13 protein-coding genes and 1 other RNA gene are annotated in these 17717 nt (G+C 53.6%); 8 read left to right on the top strand and 6 right to left on the bottom strand.

Annotated elements, in window-relative coordinates:
- The first annotated feature begins 5 nt into the window (after positions 1–5).
- Positions 6–1418, top strand: a complete 1413-nt coding sequence (locus tag K7G70_RS15985; RefSeq protein ID WP_223789659.1) for a hypothetical protein — start codon at positions 6–8, stop codon at positions 1416–1418.
- Between the two features lie 15 nt (positions 1419–1433).
- Here K7G70_RS15985 and uvrD read toward each other — a convergent pair whose 3' ends face one another.
- The 3 genes from uvrD to yihA are packed head-to-tail and all read right to left on the bottom strand — an operon-like array spanning position 1434 to position 5337.
- The gene (uvrD, locus tag K7G70_RS15980; protein WP_223789658.1) at positions 1434–3620 is read right to left on the bottom strand and encodes a DNA helicase II; all 2187 of its coding nucleotides are present in this window, start codon (positions 3618–3620) and stop codon (positions 1434–1436) included.
- Positions 3617–4726 (bottom strand): hypothetical protein, encoded by a 1110-nt coding sequence (locus K7G70_RS15975; RefSeq protein ID WP_223789657.1) that lies wholly within the window; start codon positions 4724–4726, stop codon positions 3617–3619. The genes uvrD and K7G70_RS15975 overlap by 4 nt, the downstream gene beginning before the upstream one ends.
- Entirely contained in the window at positions 4723–5337 is a 615-nt protein-coding gene (gene yihA / locus K7G70_RS15970; RefSeq protein WP_223789656.1) for a ribosome biogenesis GTP-binding protein YihA/YsxC, read from the bottom strand. Before yihA ends, K7G70_RS15975 begins: the two co-directional genes overlap by 4 nt.
- A gap of 172 nt (positions 5338–5509) precedes the next feature.
- On the opposite strand from yihA, the gene K7G70_RS15965 reads away from it, so the two are divergent.
- From K7G70_RS15965 to K7G70_RS15950, 4 genes are all read left to right on the top strand, one after another.
- Positions 5510–6139: a c-type cytochrome gene (locus K7G70_RS15965; RefSeq protein WP_223789655.1), complete on the top strand. Its 630-nt coding sequence runs from the start codon at positions 5510–5512 to the stop codon at positions 6137–6139.
- A 59-nt stretch (positions 6140–6198) separates the two neighbouring features.
- On the top strand, positions 6199–6996 hold the full coding sequence (locus tag K7G70_RS15960) for a thiol:disulfide interchange protein DsbA/DsbL (protein WP_223789654.1): 798 nt from the start codon (positions 6199–6201) through the stop codon (positions 6994–6996).
- Positions 6997–7143: 147 nt separating this feature from the next.
- Positions 7144–7773 carry a thiol:disulfide interchange protein DsbA/DsbL gene (locus K7G70_RS15955; protein ID WP_223789653.1) on the top strand — a complete coding sequence of 210 codons (630 nt, stop codon included), beginning with the start codon at positions 7144–7146 and terminating at the stop codon, positions 7771–7773.
- Between the two features lie 48 nt (positions 7774–7821).
- Positions 7822–8415 (top strand): hypothetical protein, encoded by a 594-nt coding sequence (locus tag K7G70_RS15950; protein WP_223789652.1) that lies wholly within the window; start codon positions 7822–7824, stop codon positions 8413–8415.
- A gap of 30 nt (positions 8416–8445) precedes the next feature.
- On the opposite strand, the gene K7G70_RS15945 is transcribed toward K7G70_RS15950, so the two are convergent.
- A complete protein-coding gene (locus K7G70_RS15945) occupies positions 8446–10506 on the bottom strand; it encodes a bifunctional (p)ppGpp synthetase/guanosine-3',5'-bis(diphosphate) 3'-pyrophosphohydrolase (RefSeq protein WP_223789651.1) in 2061 nt (686 codons plus the stop codon).
- A gap of 24 nt (positions 10507–10530) precedes the next feature.
- An RNA gene (rnpB, locus tag K7G70_RS15940) (RNase P RNA component class A) lies at positions 10531–10880 on the bottom strand.
- A gap of 133 nt (positions 10881–11013) precedes the next feature.
- Here rnpB and K7G70_RS15935 point away from each other — a divergent pair.
- Positions 11014–13290 carry a S8 family serine peptidase gene (locus tag K7G70_RS15935; RefSeq protein WP_223789650.1) on the top strand — a complete coding sequence of 759 codons (2277 nt, stop codon included), beginning with the start codon at positions 11014–11016 and terminating at the stop codon, positions 13288–13290.
- A 50-nt stretch (positions 13291–13340) separates the two neighbouring features.
- On the opposite strand, the gene K7G70_RS15930 is transcribed toward K7G70_RS15935, so the two are convergent.
- Positions 13341–15758, bottom strand: coding sequence for an alpha/beta hydrolase family protein (locus K7G70_RS15930; protein WP_223789649.1), 2418 nt, complete (start codon positions 15756–15758; stop codon positions 13341–13343).
- Positions 15759–15941: 183 nt separating this feature from the next.
- Here K7G70_RS15930 and K7G70_RS15925 point away from each other — a divergent pair, with 183 nt between their 5' ends.
- Positions 15942–17237, top strand: a complete 1296-nt coding sequence (locus K7G70_RS15925) for a hypothetical protein (RefSeq protein WP_223789648.1) — start codon at positions 15942–15944, stop codon at positions 17235–17237.
- 23 nt (positions 17238–17260) lie between these two features.
- Positions 17261–17665, top strand: a complete 405-nt coding sequence (locus K7G70_RS15920) for a hypothetical protein (RefSeq protein WP_223789647.1) — start codon at positions 17261–17263, stop codon at positions 17663–17665.
- Positions 17666–17717: the final 52 nt, after the last annotated feature.

The following is a 17717-nucleotide window of genomic DNA, read 5'->3' as shown; positions in this document are numbered from 1 at the left end:
GACTCATGGATGGTTTACCAAGGAAGCTCAACAGTTGGCTTGGGTTGTCGCTGCTGATGGCCTGTTCGGCAAGCGCCGTCCAAGTCAATCCGCAGGGTACCGGTGAGGTCTTGATTTACCCTTATTACACCGTCAATAATGACTTGAACACCTTATATTCGGTGGTCAACACCACCGCCGAAACCAAAGCCATCAAAATTAATTTTATGGAAAGTGACATTGGTATTAATGTCTTATCGTTCAATGTCTACTTAGATGGTTATGATGTGTGGACCGGGGCGCTGATTTCTGGCACTTCTTACCTCGCTGGCCACTCAGGTGAACCCACAGCAGTGCATGTTTCTGGTGACACATCATGTGTTCCTTATCTTGTGAAGGCAGGTCAAGAATTTTTATCATTTGGCATTGACGAGGATTTTGACCCAAATAACAACAACATGAAACGTACCACTGAGGGGCACATTGAGGTGTTTGAGATGGCCACTTTTACTGGGCAAACTGTGTCATGGGCAAAACATGGAATGAATGGCGTGCCGGCCAACTGTTCTGAGATTGAACGGGATTGGTCCGACAATGACATCTATGACACCGCAGATGAAGCTGAACCTGGCGGAGGACTGTATGGCTTTGCAACCATCGTCAATGTGTCACAAGGCCTGGCTTTCAATTATGACGCGGTGGCATTGCAAAATTTTTGGCAGGGGCAAGGGGCTCACACTGCTGTTGGCAGTCAGCTGCCTGATTTAAGTGCTGCCTACCCGGAGTCAAGGGTGATCCTGCCAGAAGGGTGGGTCAGTGTGGCCACTTGGGAACATGGCTTTCAAGCAGTTTCAGAGGTGTTGACACACGCTGCTGTGTTCAACGAGTATGCTTTGAACGAGGCGATCAATGCTCAAACAGAATGGGTGCTGAACTTTCCAACCAAAAAATTCCATACCGCCACTGACCCTGCTGTGGCACCGTTTTCGGCCACCTGGGACGGCAGCCAAGCTTGTCAGGCGTTTGATTATCTGTTGTGGGATCGAGCCAGTGTGCAACAGCATTGGCCAGGTTGCGGCAGTGCTTCTTGTACGCAGCGATCCACATGGCCAGAATTTTGCCAATCCACGCAGGTGATTCAATGGGTAAAAGCAGGAGCTACCGTCGGCATTCAATCTGAGTTGTTGGGATCTGAAAACTGGGCAATATTTTTAACCAACATCGGCAATCAGGCCACCACTGAGGACGGCTTTGGGCGGCTGGTTTTCCCTGACACGAGTCCCACAACGCCGCTTTCGGGCTCAGGCTTGGCCGGTTTGCCAGTGATTGGCTTTGCCGTGCAACAATTCACCAATGCCGCTGCGGCCGAAGGTTTGTTGGCCCAATACGGGGCTTTGTTCCAGCACAAATACCAGGTCCGGCTGAACCCCGATCCATGACTTCAGGTTCAATGACTAAAGGATCTCCAGTTTGGCAAACTTGACGGCCAGCACTTTGGGGCCCACGTCGTTGAATTGCACCAGTACTTGTAAATAATCGCCCTTGCCGCTCATGTCGGTGATCACCCCTTCACCAAAGCTGTTGTGGCGGACGGTTTGGCCGATTTGGTACGGTGAATCGGGCACCGTTTGCCGCTGGCTCTGGTACGGGGTGCGGGTTTGCGGGCTGGAAACATATTGAGTGGGGTGGATGTTGCCGCGGATTTGTTGGATCAACTCTTTGGGGATTTCGCGCAAAAACTGGGACGGTTGACAGGCATTGATTTTGCCGCGCATGCGCCGCGAGGTGGCATAGCTCATGAACAATTGCTTCTCTGCGCGGGTGATGCCCACATAGGCCAAGCGGCGTTCTTCTTGCAGTTTATTGAAATCTTCCATCGAATTTTGGTGTGGGAACAAGCCCTGTTCCATGCCGACGATGAACACCACGGGGAATTCCAAGCCTTTGGCCGAGTGCAGGGTCATCAGTTGCACGTGGGGTTCATTGACCTGGCTGGTGTCGCCGGCGTCCAGACTGACTTGGGCCAAAAACGCCGCCAGCGGGGTCAAGCCCAGGGCCGCATCCTCCTCACTGATGACAAAGGTTTCGGCGGCATTGATCAACTCGTCCAAGTTTTCCAACCGGGTTTGCGCCTTTTCCGGCGGTTCTTTCAAGTAATGGTCTTTCAGTGCCGTGCGTTCAATGACGTCACTGAACAACTGCTCCAATGGCTGGTCCTGATTGTTCGATTCCAGTTCGTCGATCAAGTTGATGAAGGCCGCCAGCGACGTCGCCGCGCGCTGGGTCAGTTTTTTCTCTTGTATCAAGGTCTGGGCCGCTTGCCACAGGCTGCTTTGTTGCATTTGTGCGTAGTTGCGAATCAGGTTGACGGTTTTCAAACCGATGCCGCGGGTTGGGGTGTTGATCACCCGCTCAAAACCGATGTCGTCGTGGCGGTTGTTGACCAGGCGCGAGTAGGCCAACACGTCTTTGATTTCCAAGCGTTCGAAAAAGCGCAAACCGCCGTAAATCTGATACGGTATGCTGCGTTTCAACAAAGCCTCTTCCAACAAGCGGGATTGGGCATTGGAACGATACAATATGGCAATGTCATCGGCGCTGGTGGTTTCGGCCAGCAGGCTTTCGATTTTTTCGCCGACAAAGAACGCTTCATCAAACTCTGAATGGGCCCCATAAACACCCACGGGATCGCCTTTTTCCTGCGCTGACCAGAGGTTCTTGCCCAGCCGCTTTTTGTTGTTGGCAATCACCCCGTTGGCGGCATCCAGGATGGTTTGTGTGGAGCGGTAGTTTTGCTCCAGTTTATACAGCGCGGTGTTGGCATACAGGTTTTGAAAGTCCAGGATGTGATCGACCCGAGCACCGCGCCAGGCATAAATGGATTGATCATCATCGCCCACCACCAGCACTTTGTTTTGCGCACCGGCCAGCAATTGGATGAAGGCCGATTGGATGGCATTGGTGTCTTGGAACTCATCCACCAGGATGTGGCTGAAACGTTGGCGGTATTTCTGCAGCACCGCCTGGTCATTGAGCAACAATTCATGGGCGCGCAACAACATTTCGGCAAAGTCAACCAACCCGGCCCGTTGACAGTGGTCGTCATAATGGCCGAACACTTTGATCAGTGTTTGGTTGTTGTGATCGCCGAAATCTTCCACTTCATGGGCGCGCAAGCCGTCGTTTTTTTGGTCGTTGATGAAGGCTTGGATGGTGCGTGGTGGCCATTGTTTTTCATCCAGCTCCAGATCTGCCAAGCAACGTCGAATCAGGCGGTATTGGTCATCCGAGTCGAGGATCTGGAAGTTTTTCGGTAAGCCGGCTGCTTCGGTGTTGATTTGCAGCAGTTTCAAGGCGATGCCATGAAAAGTACCGATCCACATGTCCCGAATTTCCCGCTGTAACATGAAAGCGATGCGGTTGCGCATTTCAGCGGCCGCTTTGTTGGTGAAGGTGACGGCCAGGATGCTGTAGGGCGAGACATATTCAGCCGCGATCAACCAGGCGATGCGGTGCACCAAAACCCTGGTTTTGCCGCTGCCGGCGCCGGCCAAAACCAAGGCATGTTGGGCCTCGGTGGTGACGGCCTCGGTTTGGTTCTCATTGAGGTTCTTCAGGATGTCTTCGGTGTTCAGAGTCATGTTAACCATTCGGGGTTGTCGGTCAAAGGCTGTTGGATGGCTGGCTGCGTATTGCTGGGCAGTTGTTGTTCAATGTCGCCGATGCCCTGTGGCGTCACTGGATAATGCACCGTGGTGGTTGCTGTTGCAGAATCGGTCCAGCTGACGGCCACCACCCCGGCTTGTTCGTCCATGTGATACACCGCCTGGTCTGGGTGTGGTGGATGAATGGCATGGCGCTCGGTCCAATAAGCGCGCTTGATGCGTTGTTGTTCAAACTGCCCCAAACACACCCGCTCTTCGCTGAGCGGCCAGGTTTCGGCTTGGAAAGCCCGGATCGACAAGCCATGGGTGGCAAAGGCGCCCAGCGACAGGCGTTGGGCCATCAACCAAGTGATGTAGTCAGCGGTGTCTTCGGTCGCAAAGTGTTGGCGAAATTGTGACCAGGAGAAAAACGGCGTGAACAACAAATGGTCGACCAGGAAAAAATGGTTGTGGATGGGGGTCTGCACCGCGGTTTTGGGGGCCTCACTGACCAGGGCCGTTTCAATGATTTGCCACAAATGACCCAGACCGAGGTGCTCATAATGGTTGTGCATCATCGCCACCAAATCCAAATAGGTCATGTAATTGGCGTGTTTGATCACATTGACCCCTGTGGTGTTGAGCCGCGAATTCAAGGCGGCATAGGTCGGTGGTGACACCATGCCTTTGTGCATCAATTGCGCTTCAAACTGCTCGGCCAAATGGCGGTCTTGGGTGAACAGGCAGAACGGCATGTGCAGCAGGGCTTGCGAAGGTTGCGTGGGGGTCAAACCGCTGGGCATTCGTCCGTTACTGGCGCCGATGGACAGCACTTGATTGTCATGGGCGGTCCCTTGGAAGGCAGCCGAGGCGTATTGACTGATGTGGGCTTGGATCGGGAATTGGGGTTGCAACAACTGTTCTGAGCCGAAGGTGGCGGCACAAAACACCAAGGCCGAATCTTGGTTGATGCCCAACACCGCCGCCAAATCCCGGGCCACCAAGGCGGTCAATTCGCTGGCCTCATCTTTGCTCAGCACATGGCTTTGAGGCAACTGGCACTCGATGGTCAACATGCCATCACATCGGTGTTGTTCCTTCATGGATGCTCGTTTTCGCTGGCAGTGAACCAAGGCGTCAGGATTTGTGACAATTCGGCGGTGCCCTGGCGACGCAAGGCCGAAAAAACCTGGCAGGTGGTGCTTTGGCTGTACTGCTTGATTTGTTGGTTCACCTGCATCAGGGTTTTCTTGATGTCATTGTTGTTGAGCTTATCGGCTTTGTTCAACAACACATGTGAGTGCAAGCCCGATTGGTGGGCCCAAGTCAGCATTTGCTCATCAAATTTTTTCATGGGGTGGCGAATGTCCATGATGATGACCACACCAATCAGTGACTGTCGATTCATCAGGTATGAATCAATCTCTTTGTCCCAGTGTTTTTTCATTTTGGCCGGTACTTTGGCATAGCCGTAACCCGGCAGATCAACCAGTCGCATGTTGGGTTGGAATTGAAAACAATTGAACAACTGGGTGCGCCCCGGCGTTTTTGACACTTTGGCCAGGCCTTTGTGGTTGGTTAAGGCATTGATGGTGGTCGATTTGCCTGAATTGGAGCGTCCGGCAAAGGCGATTTCCATGCCTTCATCGGGCGGCAATTGACTGGTTTTGTAAGCACTGATCAGAAATTCACAATGGCTGAACAAGTTTGACATTGAATTGTTACGAACAAAAGCAGCCATTTTAAATGAGTTGGGTTGATTTTGATACGTTTGCCTGATTGATGGCAGCTTTGGCGGCATTTTTTCTGGGGCAGATATGTCATGTTTTGGGCTTAATGGGCTATAATACGGCGATTTTTACAAAAGCAAACCATCAGGGGTTAATATGCAACGAATCACAATTAAATTATGGGTGTCAGTTTGTTTGCTGTGGTCGATGTCGGTCATGGCCGACGGTGATGCCGAGAATGGCAAAAACCTGTCAGCCACGTGTGCGGCTTGCCATGGCACCGACGGTAACAGCGTCAACCCAATTTGGCCCAGCCTGGCCGGGCAACACGCCGAATACCTGGTCAGACAGTTGCAGTTGTACAAAAGTGGGGAACGGGACAACGCCATGATGGCCCCCATGGCCGCTGGTTTGTCTGAGCAAGACATGGCTGACTTGGCCGCTTACTTCAGCAGTCAGGAGTTGGCCCTGAAAGCCGCCAATCCCGATCAGGTTGAGTTGGGCAAGAAAATCTATCAAGCCGGTGACAAAGACCGCAACATCCCTGCCTGCATGGCTTGTCATGGCCCCACCGGTCAAGGCAACCCCTTATCTGGGTACCCGATCCTGGCCAATCAGCATGCGGCTTACACCGTGTTGCAATTGAAAGCCTACAAAGCCGGTCAAAAAACCGCCAATCCAGATGATGTGAACGGCCAAGTGATGGCCGGTGTGGCACAATACATGACCGATGAAGAAATCGAAGCGGTTGCCAGTTACTTGCAAGGTTTGCAAGCGGCCGAGTAATCGCAGGAAACCAATCGCCATCGATTGAGTCTAATAGCCAAATTTTACGAGGAAAAAGAATGAAATCATTGACCCTGTTCATGGCAGTCCTGTTGTTTTGGGGCTGTTCACACGCCGATGACCAAAGCGAAGCCAAAGAGGCTGTGGCGGCTGAAGCCAAAGAAATGGCCGCTGAAACCGTGGCAGCCGCCAAAGACCAAGCTGAGGACGTCGCTGCGGCAGCCAAAGAGGCCGTCCAAGATGCGGCCCAAGGCGTCGCTCAAACCGCGGCCAGCGCGGTGGACTTCCAACCAGGCATTCACTATCAAGTGATCAACCCAGCCTGGGACACCAACACCGATGAAGCCGTCATCGTTTATGAGTTTTTCAGTTACATGTGCGCCCACTGTGCTTCCTTCGAGCCCTACATGAAGCGTCTGGACAAACAATTGCCAGAGAACGCGAAAATTGTGCGGGTGCCGGTGGTGTTTTATGAGCAGTGGAAGCCCGCTGCCCAAGCCTACTACACCTTCGAAGCCATGAACATGGTTGACCAAGCCCATGAAGGTATGTTCAAAGCCATTCACCAACACAAAAAAGTGTTCCGCACCATCGATGAAATTGCGGTGTGGGCGGCCCAATCATATGGCGTTGATAAGGACCAGTTTTTGTCCACCGCCAAATCGTTCATGGTCGACGGTCAAATCCGCAAAGGCATGCAAATGATGCAAGCCATGGGCGTGTCATCAACCCCAACCCTGATCACCAACGGCAAGTACGCCCCCAACACCCGGGCGTTCAAAACCCGCGACGACATCATCACGGTGACCAATCATTTGGTCGCCATGGAATTGGATCAAATGGGTTTGAGTGAATAAGCCCTCGATGTCAATGACCACAAAAAACCGGCTCAGGCCGGTTTTTTTGTGGCCGACCAATAAACTTGCAACTAATTGAATCAGACGGCGTCTATGTTAGGGCCTGTTGGTGTTAACAGGCCCTGAATTTTGATTGGAGGAATCAACATGCGAATATTATTGTTCTGGTCATTGGTCTTTGCGCTGCACTCGGCTCAGGCCAATCCAAATGACGTCGCCACAGCGGCCAGCCCCTGGCAAGCCGGGGTTCATTATGAATTGATCACACCATCGTGGACAGCCGCCGAAGAAGGGCCGGTGGTGTATGAGTTTTTCAGCTACATGTGCCCGGGTTGTAATGCCTTTGAACCTTACATGAAGCAATTGACTGGTCGCCTGGCTGAGGGCCAAACCATTGTGCGGGTGCCGGTGGCCTTTTATGCCCAATGGGAACCCCATGCCAAAGCCTACCATGCATTGGAAATCATGGAACAACTGGATGGGGTGCATGAATCCCTGTTCGCGGCCATTCACCAACACAAAAAAGCCTTGCGCAGTGTGGATGACATCGCCGATTGGCTGGCGGTGGCTCATGGTATTGATCGCCAGCAATTTGTCTCCACCGCCAATTCATTTGCCGTGGATCAAAAAATGCGCCAAGCCAAAAAAATGGCCCAAGCCATGGGCATTTCACGGGTCCCGTCATTGGTGGTCAATGGCCGCGAAAAACCCGATTTTGATCAATTAAAAACGCCGGACAACATCTTGCAAGCCACGGTTGATTTGTTGAATCAGTAACAGGCTTCAAGCATGCGTTACAATGCCCTTTTAAAGAGGGCATTTTTTATGGCTAAAAACACACAACGATGCATGGGCTGGGGACTGCTGGTCCTGATGACCGGTGCCCTTGGTGGTGAATTGGTGTCACCCGATGTCGCCATCAATGGGACAACGCAAGAGCGGGCTCAATATGTTGAAATGGAGGTGTATTGTGCCAGCAACCCCTGCCGCCAGAATGTCCATTTCAAACTGCGCACCGATCAGGGGGTGATGAATCAAAAGGCCGCAGTGTATTGGCCGGTGATTCAAGGCGAGCAAATTTCAGTGCTGGCCGGGGAAGCGGTGAAAGTGGCCGGTCAACTGCAAGGCGGGGTGTTCAAGGACTGGCACATGGCACCAGAGAATGGGGCCGGGATCGTTTTCAAATTGACGCAAAACGATGACGACAACGGCATGCGGTTGGTGATCAAAAATCCCCATGATTTTCCCATCAAAGTCAGTATTGACATGATCGACTTGGCTGGCAACTTGCACCCCACTTCCAGTTGTCCAGTGATGGCCGGTGGCGGGGTCTATGAAATGTGGCCCCACCCCATTCCAGAATTGTTGATTTCCAACGTCAGGAAGGCGGGTGAGGAAGCCAAGACCTGTGAATATTGAGCAGCAACTGTGGATTGATTGCTGCTGACTTCAATGCATGTTGCGTTGGATGCTGTTGATGTGTTCCAGGCTGGATAAGCGGCTGATCACTTCGCTCAAGTGATCAAAATCCCGAATTTGGATGGCGATGTTGATGTTGACCAAACCGGCCTCATGATCCGGTTCGGCGTGCAAGGCGGTGATGTCGACCCGGTGGTGGGCCAGCAGGGCGCTGATGTCCTTGATCACGTGCTTGCGGTTGTTGGCCACGATCAACAAACTGGTGATGATGTCTTCTGAAACGTCATCGCTCCAGCGCACGTTGACCAGGCGGTTGGGTTGATCGGCGATCATGTGTAGGTAGTTATCACAACTGGCCTGGTGCACGCTGATGCCGCGGGTGCGGGTGATGAAACCCCCAATGGCATCGCCATGGACCGGGTTGCAACAACTGGCCAAAGTGGTCTTTAATGAATCCACCCCTTCAACAATCAGGCTGCCACTGGGTTGCCGGCTGGTGGTTTTCTTGGTGTTTTGTTTGTGTGCGTATTTCTTGACTGGGTGCAGTTGCAGATCAGCCCGCCTGAGCACTTGATTGACGGTGATGTCGCCGGTGGCAATCATGGCATACAGCTTATCCAGGTGCTGCAGGTTGAATGATTCCAGCAGCTTTTGCATGTCGGCATTCTGCAAGGCGAATTTGTTCAATTCGTTCTCCAGCATTTCTTTGCCAATTTGTAGGTTTTTGTCAAAATCGTTTTCCCGGAACCAATGCCGCACTTTGGCCCGGGCCCGGGCACTTTGCAAATAGCCCGATTGTTCATGCAACCAATCACGGGAAGGCTTGGCGGTTTTGGCGGTGAGGATTTCGATTTGATCACCGGTGTTCAGGGCCCGGGTCAAGGGCACGATGGAGCCGTTGACTTTGGCCCCACGACAGCGGTGGCCCACTTCGGTGTGCACCTGATAAGCGAAATCGACCGGGGTGGAACCAAAGGGTAAATCAATCACATCGCCAGTGGGGGTGAACACATAAATCCGTTCTTCTTGGGTGTCGGATTGGAACGCTTCGAGCAAGTCATCGGCCGTGCTGTGCTCGGACAACAATTGCCGCATCCAGTTGACTTTGTTGTCATAGCTTTGGTCTTGTTTGGAGCCGTCCTTGTAGCGCCAATGGGCTGCCACCCCGAGTTCGGCGTGCTCGTGCATGTCATGGGTTCTGATCTGCACTTCCAGGGTTTTGCCTTCGACCACCACCACGGTGTGCAATGACTGGTAATTGTTGCCCTTGGGTTGGGCGATGTAGTCATCGAACTCCTTGGGGATGTGCGACCAGGTACCATGCACAATGCCCAAAGTGGCGTAACAATCGGCCACCGTGTCGACCAACACCCGGATGGCCCGGATGTCGAATAAACCTTCGAATTCGAGGTTTTTCTTCTGCATTTTTTTGAAAATGCTGTAAATGTGTTTGGGCCGGCCGGCGATGTCAGCGGTGATGTTGTTCTGTTGCAATGCAGCGGTTAACTGTTTAGAGCAGCTGTGAATGAACTGTTCGCGGTCATTGCGTTTTTCGGCCAATTTGCGGGCAATCTTTTGGTATTTTTGGGGTTCCAAAAAGCGGAACGACAAGTCTTCCAATTCCCACTTGATTTGCCACACGCCCAAGCGGTTGGCCAAAGCCGCGTGGTAAGTCATGGTGGAGGTGGCCAATTGTTGTTGTAAGTCTTCGTTGAATTCAACGGCGGCTCGCATCAAAACCAATTGTTCTGCCAACAGGATCAGCACCAGCCGCACGTCATTGATCATCGCGAACAGCAGGCGCCTGAGGCCTTCGGCGTTGCTGGATTTGGGTTTCAGTAACCAATCGGCCTGGTGGATTTTGATCAGGTCATTGAGGGTTGACAGCTGTTTGTCGCTGGCTTGATCCGACAAGTCTTCCAGGGTCAATTGGTCATTGCGGATGGTATGAAACCAACGGTAGACCGCAATGATTTCTTCATCGGCTTGCAAGGCTTGCAGCACGTCAATGGTGTTCGCACAATGCGCCTTGGAACAGTGACTGTCATCCAGCCACAATGAGTCGTTGTCGTGATTGGCACCGTCATTCATGGTTCAAAGGCATTGCTCAGGTCAAAAGTGAGTTGGTCTGTAAGCCGGGTTCTGTGCGTTTTCACGCGGCAATCATTCATCTGGGACCGCCATTGCTGACAGCCTCAAGCAATCTACCCGAAAACACGTGCGGACCACACGATCTGTTTTCCTATTTGATCTTGCTCCAGGTGGGGTTTACCATGCCGCCTTTGTTACCAAAGTCGCGGTGCGCTCTTACCGCACCATTTCACCCTTACCTGTCGATGACAGGCGGTATCTTTTCTGTTGCACTGGCCGTGGGCTCGCGCCCCCCGGACGTTATCCGGCACCTTGTCCTGTGGAGCCCGGACTTTCCTCGATGTCATCGACACCGCGATTGCCCGACCAACTCAGAGGGGTATTATTGGGCTTTGTTCAGGCAAATACAACCCAATTACCACCCAATTACCGTCAATATGTGATTCTGATCTTTAAAAGACTCCGAAAAAGTGAGTAGAATGTTGACTTTGACCGCCTGCCTTTGCCATGAATAAAATCATATCCAGCGCTTTGTTGTTGTTAACCGGCCAAACATGGGCCCATGATGACGCCGATCATTGGCTGAAAATCTTACACCCTTCTGCGGAATTGCGCGCCAGCCTGCAAGGCCAAGGGGTGCATTATGAACACTTCATTTGGATCAACCAGGCACAAGCCATGGCCCGGTCACCAGGCATCCAGGGACAAGTCATTGAACGCCCATTTGATTACCAAGTCGATCAGCAAAAACTGGACCTGTCAGACACAGAGCGACCGGCCGGTCCCTGGTTCAGTGCCCACCAATCAAGCGGAGCGGGCTTGTATTTGGTGCAATTCAACGGCCCCATCAAACAGTCCTGGCTGCAGCTGTTGTCCAATCAGTCGGTGACCTTGATCAGTCCATTGGCACCATTTTCCTGGATCGTTTGGCTGACTGACGGGCAACTCGCGGCGGTAAAACAACTGACCCCGGTGCGCCAAATCAACCCCTTGCTGCCGGCTTTCCGCGTGCCAGTCAGTCATCGGGATTTATCGGCCCAAAGGGTACCAGTGATGGCAATGGTTTACCACCCCCAGTTGACCCAAGCCAGCGAGCAGTTGGTGAAACTTGGGGCCGTCATCGAACACAGTAATCCCATCAACCGCCAGCTGTCGGCCCTGACCTTCACCCTGGCCGGCGATCAATTCCTGGCCGCTGCCCAGATCAACTCGGTGCTGACGGTCCAGCAGGTCCAAACCGACGGGGGCCCCCGGGGTGAAATGAGCCAACAGTCCATTGTCGGTAATTACGACGGCAACAACCAAGTACAGACCGGATACGAGACGTGGTTGTCGGACACCGGCTTGGATGGCAGTGGCATCACCGTGGCGGTGGTCGATGGTGGCATACATCAAAACCACCCGGATTTACCCAATGTGATCGCTTGTGTGGGGGTCAGTGACAGTTGTGACGATGACACCGATTCACACGGCACCCATGTGGCCGGGGCCATCGGCGGCACCGGTCAAGCCAATTCATTGAACGCCGCTGGCTTCAACCGGGGCCTGGGCGTGGCCCCAGGCGTGCAAATGGTGGAGCAGCTGTATGCGCCGATGTTGGGCACGGGTCCTGGGACCAGCGGTGGCATGGTGGCCGGTGGCATGTTGGCGATCTATAAAGACTCACAAACCAGTGGGGCCTTGTTGAGTAACAATTCCTGGGGCCCCACCGGCACCCCCCAAGGTTATGACATCCCGACCATGGAAGTGGACATGATCTCCCGCGATGCCAATCCGGATGTGGCCGGGCAGCAACCGGTGCTGGCGGTGTGGTCAATCATGAACGGCAACGGCGACCGCAACACGGGCTTGTGTCAGCCTTCATCCTTGGGCTCTCCGGATGAGGCGAAGAATTTGTTTGCCATTGGTTCGACCAAATTACAAAACTCAAATGCCACCCAAATTTCAGCCATCTTTGATGTGTCGTCCAACAGCGCCCATGGACCGGCTTGTGATGGGCGTTTGGTGCCCCATGTGGTGGCCCCAGGCTGCCGCACCGAAGCCCCTGACAGCAGCAGTGGTTATGGCATGAAATGCGGCACGTCCATGGCTTCGCCGGTGGTTTCCGGGTCGATTGCTTTGTTCATTGAACAGCACCGCTTGGCCCATGGGGTGGACCCCAGCCCGGCTTTGATCAAAGCGGTGTTCAGTGTGGTGGCCGATGACTTGGCAGGGAACGACGATGCCGATGGCAATGTCATGGGTCATGCGCCAAATCGCCAACAAGGTTGGGGCCGCATCAACCTCGATGCGGTGATCAACCCCAGCAGTGCTTTCTGGTTCCATGACCAAGCCACCGTGTTTGATGATTCGGGCCAAAATTGGCGACAGTCATTGCTGCCGATCAATCCAGCCGAGCCGATGCGCTTGATGTTGGTCTGGACCGATGCCCCTGGGGCCGGTTTGGGTGGTACCAACCCCGCTTGGGTCAATGACTTGGATCTGTTGGTGGCCACCGATGCAACTTATCTGGGCAATCAATTTGATGCCAATGGTGGTTCCATCAGTGGTGGTGATGCCGATGCCATGAACAACATGGAAGCGGTGTTTTTGACCCCGTCACAACACCGCTGTCAGGCGATTGATGTTGAAGTGCTGGCCAGCAACATCCAGGCCGATGCCTTGGACCCCCATAACCCAGGGGCACCGCAGCAAGATTTTGCCCTGGTCTGTCACAATTGCCAACCAGATTTCAGACCGGCCGATTGGTTGTTTGCCGATGGCTTTGACTGCCCGCTAGACTGAGGTGTCAAAGGAGGGGGCGCGTCACGGTCGGTGACTCGCCCAGAATGGCCTCAATCCGTTTTGTTTTTGACGTATTTTTCCAGCCATTGGTGTTGTTCCCAAATCACATGCAAGATGGATTCTTTGGCCCGATAACCGTGGCTTTCTTTCGGTAACATCACCATGCGGGCGGTGGCGCCCAAGCCCTTGAGGGCGTTGAAGTAACGTTCGGTCTGCAGCGGGTAGGTGCCGGAATTGTTGTCCGCTTCTCCATGGATCAACAACAACGGCTCGTTCATGGTATCGGCGTGCATGAACGGGGACATGTTGTAATAGATCTCCGGGGCTTCCCAATAGTTGCGTTCTTCGGCTTGGAAACCAAACGGGGTGAGGGTGCGGTTGTACGCGCCGCTGCGGGCAATGCCGGCGGCAAAATCATCTGAATGACTGAGCAAATTGGCGGTCATGAAGGCGCCATAGGAATGGCCCGCCACGCCCACCCGGCTGCGATCGATGTAACCCATCTGGTCCACCGCATCAATCGCCGCGCGGCCATTGGCCACCAGTTGCTTGACGAAAGTGTCATTGGGTTCTTCATCGCCTTCGCCGACAATGGGGAACGAGGCATCGTCCAAAATGGCATAACCCTGGGTCACCCAATAAATCATTGAACCGTAGTACGGATAAGTGAATTCATTGGGGTTGTTGGTGTTTTGCGAGGCGCTGTTTTTGTCTTTGAACTCGGTCGGATAAGCCCACAATACCATCGGCAGTTTGGGCTTGTTTTCAAAGTCATAGTCGGCCGGCAAATACAACACCCCAGACAGTTCCAGACCGTCATCACGTTGGTAGGTGATCACTTCTTTGTGGATGCCTGCAATCGACGCAAATGGGTTGGCAAAATCGGTGATTTGGGTGAGGCTTTCGTCTTTGATGTTGCGGATGTAATAGTTTGGAAACTCGGTGGGTGATTCGATGCGCACCAACACCGTACCGGCCCCCATGTCAATGGCATCACGCAGGTCCTCAATTTTGTCGGTGTAAGCCGATTGATACATGCGGGTGGTGGTTTTGCTTTGCAGGTCATATTGGTCAATGAAAGGGAACTGACCGTCGGCGGTGAAACCGTCACCAATCAGATAGGCTTGTTGGTCTTCAATCAACAGCACATCCTGACCCCATTCATTGGGCACGGTGACAAAGTTACCGGGGTCGGCATAGGCATCCTGATAATTTCTGCGGTTGAGCTCTACAGGACTTTGGTCCAACTTGGATGGATCAAACATCGAGGTTCTGACCAGGCGGGTGTTCCACCAGTAGTCATAAAACAGGGCGTGGTTGGCATCCCCCCAGATCACCTGATAAAAGCGGTCAATGGTTTTGAACAGGCTTTCGGGTTGACCATCGAATGGAGCGGCCACTTGAAACACCTCATCGCGGTGACTCACTTCTTGTTCCGGATCACCGCCATCCAGGGCCTCGGCCCACACCATGGTGGCCGGTTGATCGGCCCGCCATTGCAAATCGCGCTTGCCTTCGCGCACAGCCATGAATCCTTTGGGAATTTCTTCGGTCAATGGCACGGTGTTGAAGTTGCTGACCAACTGGCCGTTGGCTTTGAAAATTTGGGTCAGCTGCGGGAAGCGGCGGTAAGGCACCAGGTATGAAAAGGGCCGTTGGACCTGAGTCACGGCGACGTACTTGCCGTCCGGTGAAAAATCAACCGAGGTGTACATGGCGCTGGGTTGCCAGGCCTTGCTTTTGCCTTTCAGGTTGACTTTTACCAGTTCGGCGTGGGCCAACTGTTCAAAGTTGAATTCATCGTTGGTATTTTTCAACAGGTCTTGATACGTGCGGTTTTGGGCCTTGGAACCGTCACTGTTGGACACCGTGGGCCCCGTGGGGATGGCATCAGCACCGTCAATCAAGGCTTTGCGGTCTGCCGGCAGTTTTTTCACCAACAAGGATTCGTCGTCTTTGAACCAGCTGATCACCGAACCCATGTTGGCATTCAAATGCGGTGGGGTCAGTTGTTTGGCCTGGCGATTGGTCAAGTCGGCATACCACAGCTCAACCCCGTTTTCACTGGTGTGGGTGAATGCCACTTTGCTTTGGTCATGCGACCAATTGAAATTGGCCAAACGTGGGTCAGCGGGTAAACCTTGGATGTCATGGATGGCGCGGCTGGCCACCTCCATCAAGCGCAGGTTGTTGTAAAAAGTGGTGCGACTGCCGATGTTGGTTTTGGGGTTGATGCGCAGGCCAGCCAGGCGCAACTCTTTGGCCGATAGGTCGGCGATGGATTTGTATTGATCCCGATACAGCAACAACATGTGGCTTTTGTCGTCATTGGCGATCACCGACGGGGCCCGTTCGATGTCGATCAAATCCACAATGGCTTGGGGTGGTTGTTGGTAGGTGATGGCTTCCTGGGCGGCAACGCTGGCGCAGCACAACAACCCCATCAAAAAATAAACAATCGGCTTCATGGCATTCAGTCTCGGTGTGAAAAGCCAAACATTGTAACAACGCCGGGGTGAATTCTGAGGGGTATGAAGTCATGTTTTTTGTACAGGTATGGCCACAAGGCAGATTTATTCAGGACTTTTCAGAAGCCCTGAGCGGTGGTGGGCAGTAGGATGCTGGCATCATTAATTGACAGGAGCCTTGCCATGAGAGCAGCCATCATCATCGGGATGTTGTGGTCATTCACCGTCCCTGCCGCCGAGCTGAATTTACCCAATGTGTTCAGCCCCAACACCCCAGCCCGGGCCCATGAAGTGAATGACAACTTCAATGCCACCGCCAGTGCGGTCAATGACAACCACACGCGCTTGGCCGCTGCCGAGATCGATTTGGCTGATTTGCAAGCCCAGATCACGGCCCTGCAAACGCTGGTGACACAACAACAGGCCACCATCTCCGCATTACAAAGTAACTCGGTGCTGGCGCTGGATGGTCACCTCAGGATGGGCAGTTATGACGGTTATGAGACGGCGGTGTTCGATGGCATCAATGTGCAAATCATCAACGGCTTTGATCAGAGCGTGAATGACACCACCTTCAATGGCCTGGGTAACTTGATCATTGGTCACAACTGGGACAATGCGGTGCTGCCAGGGGCATTTTGTTCCAAAGGACAATACAACAATGCCACCGATTGTCAGGCGAATGGCGGCACCTGGGGTGAACACCAACACAGCGGCTCGCACAACTTGATCATGGGCACCGGTAATTCTTACGTCTCTGGCGGCGCCATTGTGGCCGGTAAGTACAACATCTCCAACAGCAGCCATGCCAGCATCTTGGGTGGCTCGGCCAACCGCGTCAGGGATGTCGACTCGGTGATCGTGGGGGGCTCACAAAATTTGATCACCCAAGACCGCTCGGTCATCGTGGGTGGCAATGACAACCAAGTCACCGGCGTGCACGCGGCCATTTTGGGCGGGGAAGACAATGTGGCCTCTGGCACCTATGCGGCGGTCAGTGGTGGCGACACCAACACCGCCTCTGGCGCCCATGCCAGCATCGCTGGTGGCTACCAAAATTTGGCTACCGCCAACCGCACCAGCGTCACCGGTGGCCGGCAAAACGAAGCCAGCCAAGCCTATGGCAGTGTGCATGGTGGCATCGGCAATGTGGCCAGCGGCTCCTACAGTGTGGTCAGTGGTGGGGCTGACAACGTCGCTTCGGGCTTGTATGCCGTGGTCAGTGGCGGCTGGGAAAACAGCGCCCAAGCCGAATACAGCGCCATTTTGGGTGGCGAAAACAACATCACCAATGGCCGCCAATCGGTGGTCACTGGCGGCTTCCTCAACCAGACCGGCGCCGCAGCCACCTGGTCCTCGGTGACCGGTGGTCGTTCCAACCTGACCATTGGCACCGAGTCGACCGTCAGTGGTGGCTTCAACCGCGATGCCTTCGGATCCGCCGATTGGGTGGCTGGCACCCTGCTGGAAGATGATTGATGGAGGCAGTGGTCATGCGCACGATGAAAACAATGATGACTTTGGGCTGGTTGCTGCTGGCTGGCCCTGGAATGGCCCAGGATTTGGTGTTCAAAACCGGCTTTGAAAACCGCTTCCTGGTGGCCGGTTCGGTAACCGGCTTGTCATCCTCGCCGTTGACCCTGTCCTTGATCAGTGTCTCTGGCAATGAAACCCTGGCAATCAACAACAATGGCCGCTTTGTCTTTGAGTTGCCTGTTTTGGCCGGGCATGCCTGGCGGGTTGAGGTGGCCACATTGCCGTCCCAACCACAAACCCAAAGCTGTGCCTTGAGCCAAAATTCAGGCCCAGCGCTGCCGGTCGGTGGGGTGGATGATGTGCAGGTTGATTGTCAAGTGCAAGCTTGGGAGTGGGACGTGATGGATTGGGACCAGGGCGGGTGGCAATAAAGCATTAAATACACACCAGGGATGGTGATTTGGCGCGGACTTTCAGTATAAT

Origin of the sequence: Marinicella meishanensis, assembly GCF_019931145.1 — a bacterium.
In the GTDB taxonomy this organism is placed as follows: Bacteria; Pseudomonadota; Gammaproteobacteria; order Xanthomonadales; family Marinicellaceae; genus Marinicella; species Marinicella meishanensis.
This window is presented reverse-complemented; position numbering and strand designations above follow the sequence as displayed.

Bases quoted from the DNA above. Each gene is read 5' to 3' on its own strand.
- K7G70_RS15925 (WP_223789648.1), top strand. From the start codon at position 15,942: ATGAGAGCAGCCATCATCATCGGGATGTTGTGGTCATTCACCGTCCCT.
- K7G70_RS15930 (WP_223789649.1), bottom strand. From the start codon at position 15,758: ATGAAGCCGATTGTTTATTTTTTGATGGGGTTGTTGTGCTGCGCCAGC.
- K7G70_RS15975 (WP_223789657.1), bottom strand. From the start codon at position 4,726: ATGAAGGAACAACACCGATGTGATGGCATGTTGACCATCGAGTGCCAG.
- uvrD (WP_223789658.1), bottom strand. From the start codon at position 3,620: ATGACTCTGAACACCGAAGACATCCTGAAGAACCTCAATGAGAACCAA.
- K7G70_RS15935 (WP_223789650.1), top strand. From the start codon at position 11,014: ATGAATAAAATCATATCCAGCGCTTTGTTGTTGTTAACCGGCCAAACA.
- K7G70_RS15960 (WP_223789654.1), top strand. From the start codon at position 6,199: ATGAAATCATTGACCCTGTTCATGGCAGTCCTGTTGTTTTGGGGCTGT.
- yihA (WP_223789656.1), bottom strand. From the start codon at position 5,337: ATGTCAAACTTGTTCAGCCATTGTGAATTTCTGATCAGTGCTTACAAA.
- K7G70_RS15985 (WP_223789659.1), top strand. From the start codon at position 6: ATGGATGGTTTACCAAGGAAGCTCAACAGTTGGCTTGGGTTGTCGCTG.
- K7G70_RS15955 (WP_223789653.1), top strand. From the start codon at position 7,144: ATGCGAATATTATTGTTCTGGTCATTGGTCTTTGCGCTGCACTCGGCT.
- K7G70_RS15945 (WP_223789651.1), bottom strand. From the start codon at position 10,506: ATGAATGACGGTGCCAATCACGACAACGACTCATTGTGGCTGGATGAC.
- K7G70_RS15920 (WP_223789647.1), top strand. From the start codon at position 17,261: ATGAAAACAATGATGACTTTGGGCTGGTTGCTGCTGGCTGGCCCTGGA.
- K7G70_RS15950 (WP_223789652.1), top strand. From the start codon at position 7,822: ATGGCTAAAAACACACAACGATGCATGGGCTGGGGACTGCTGGTCCTG.
- K7G70_RS15965 (WP_223789655.1), top strand. From the start codon at position 5,510: ATGCAACGAATCACAATTAAATTATGGGTGTCAGTTTGTTTGCTGTGG.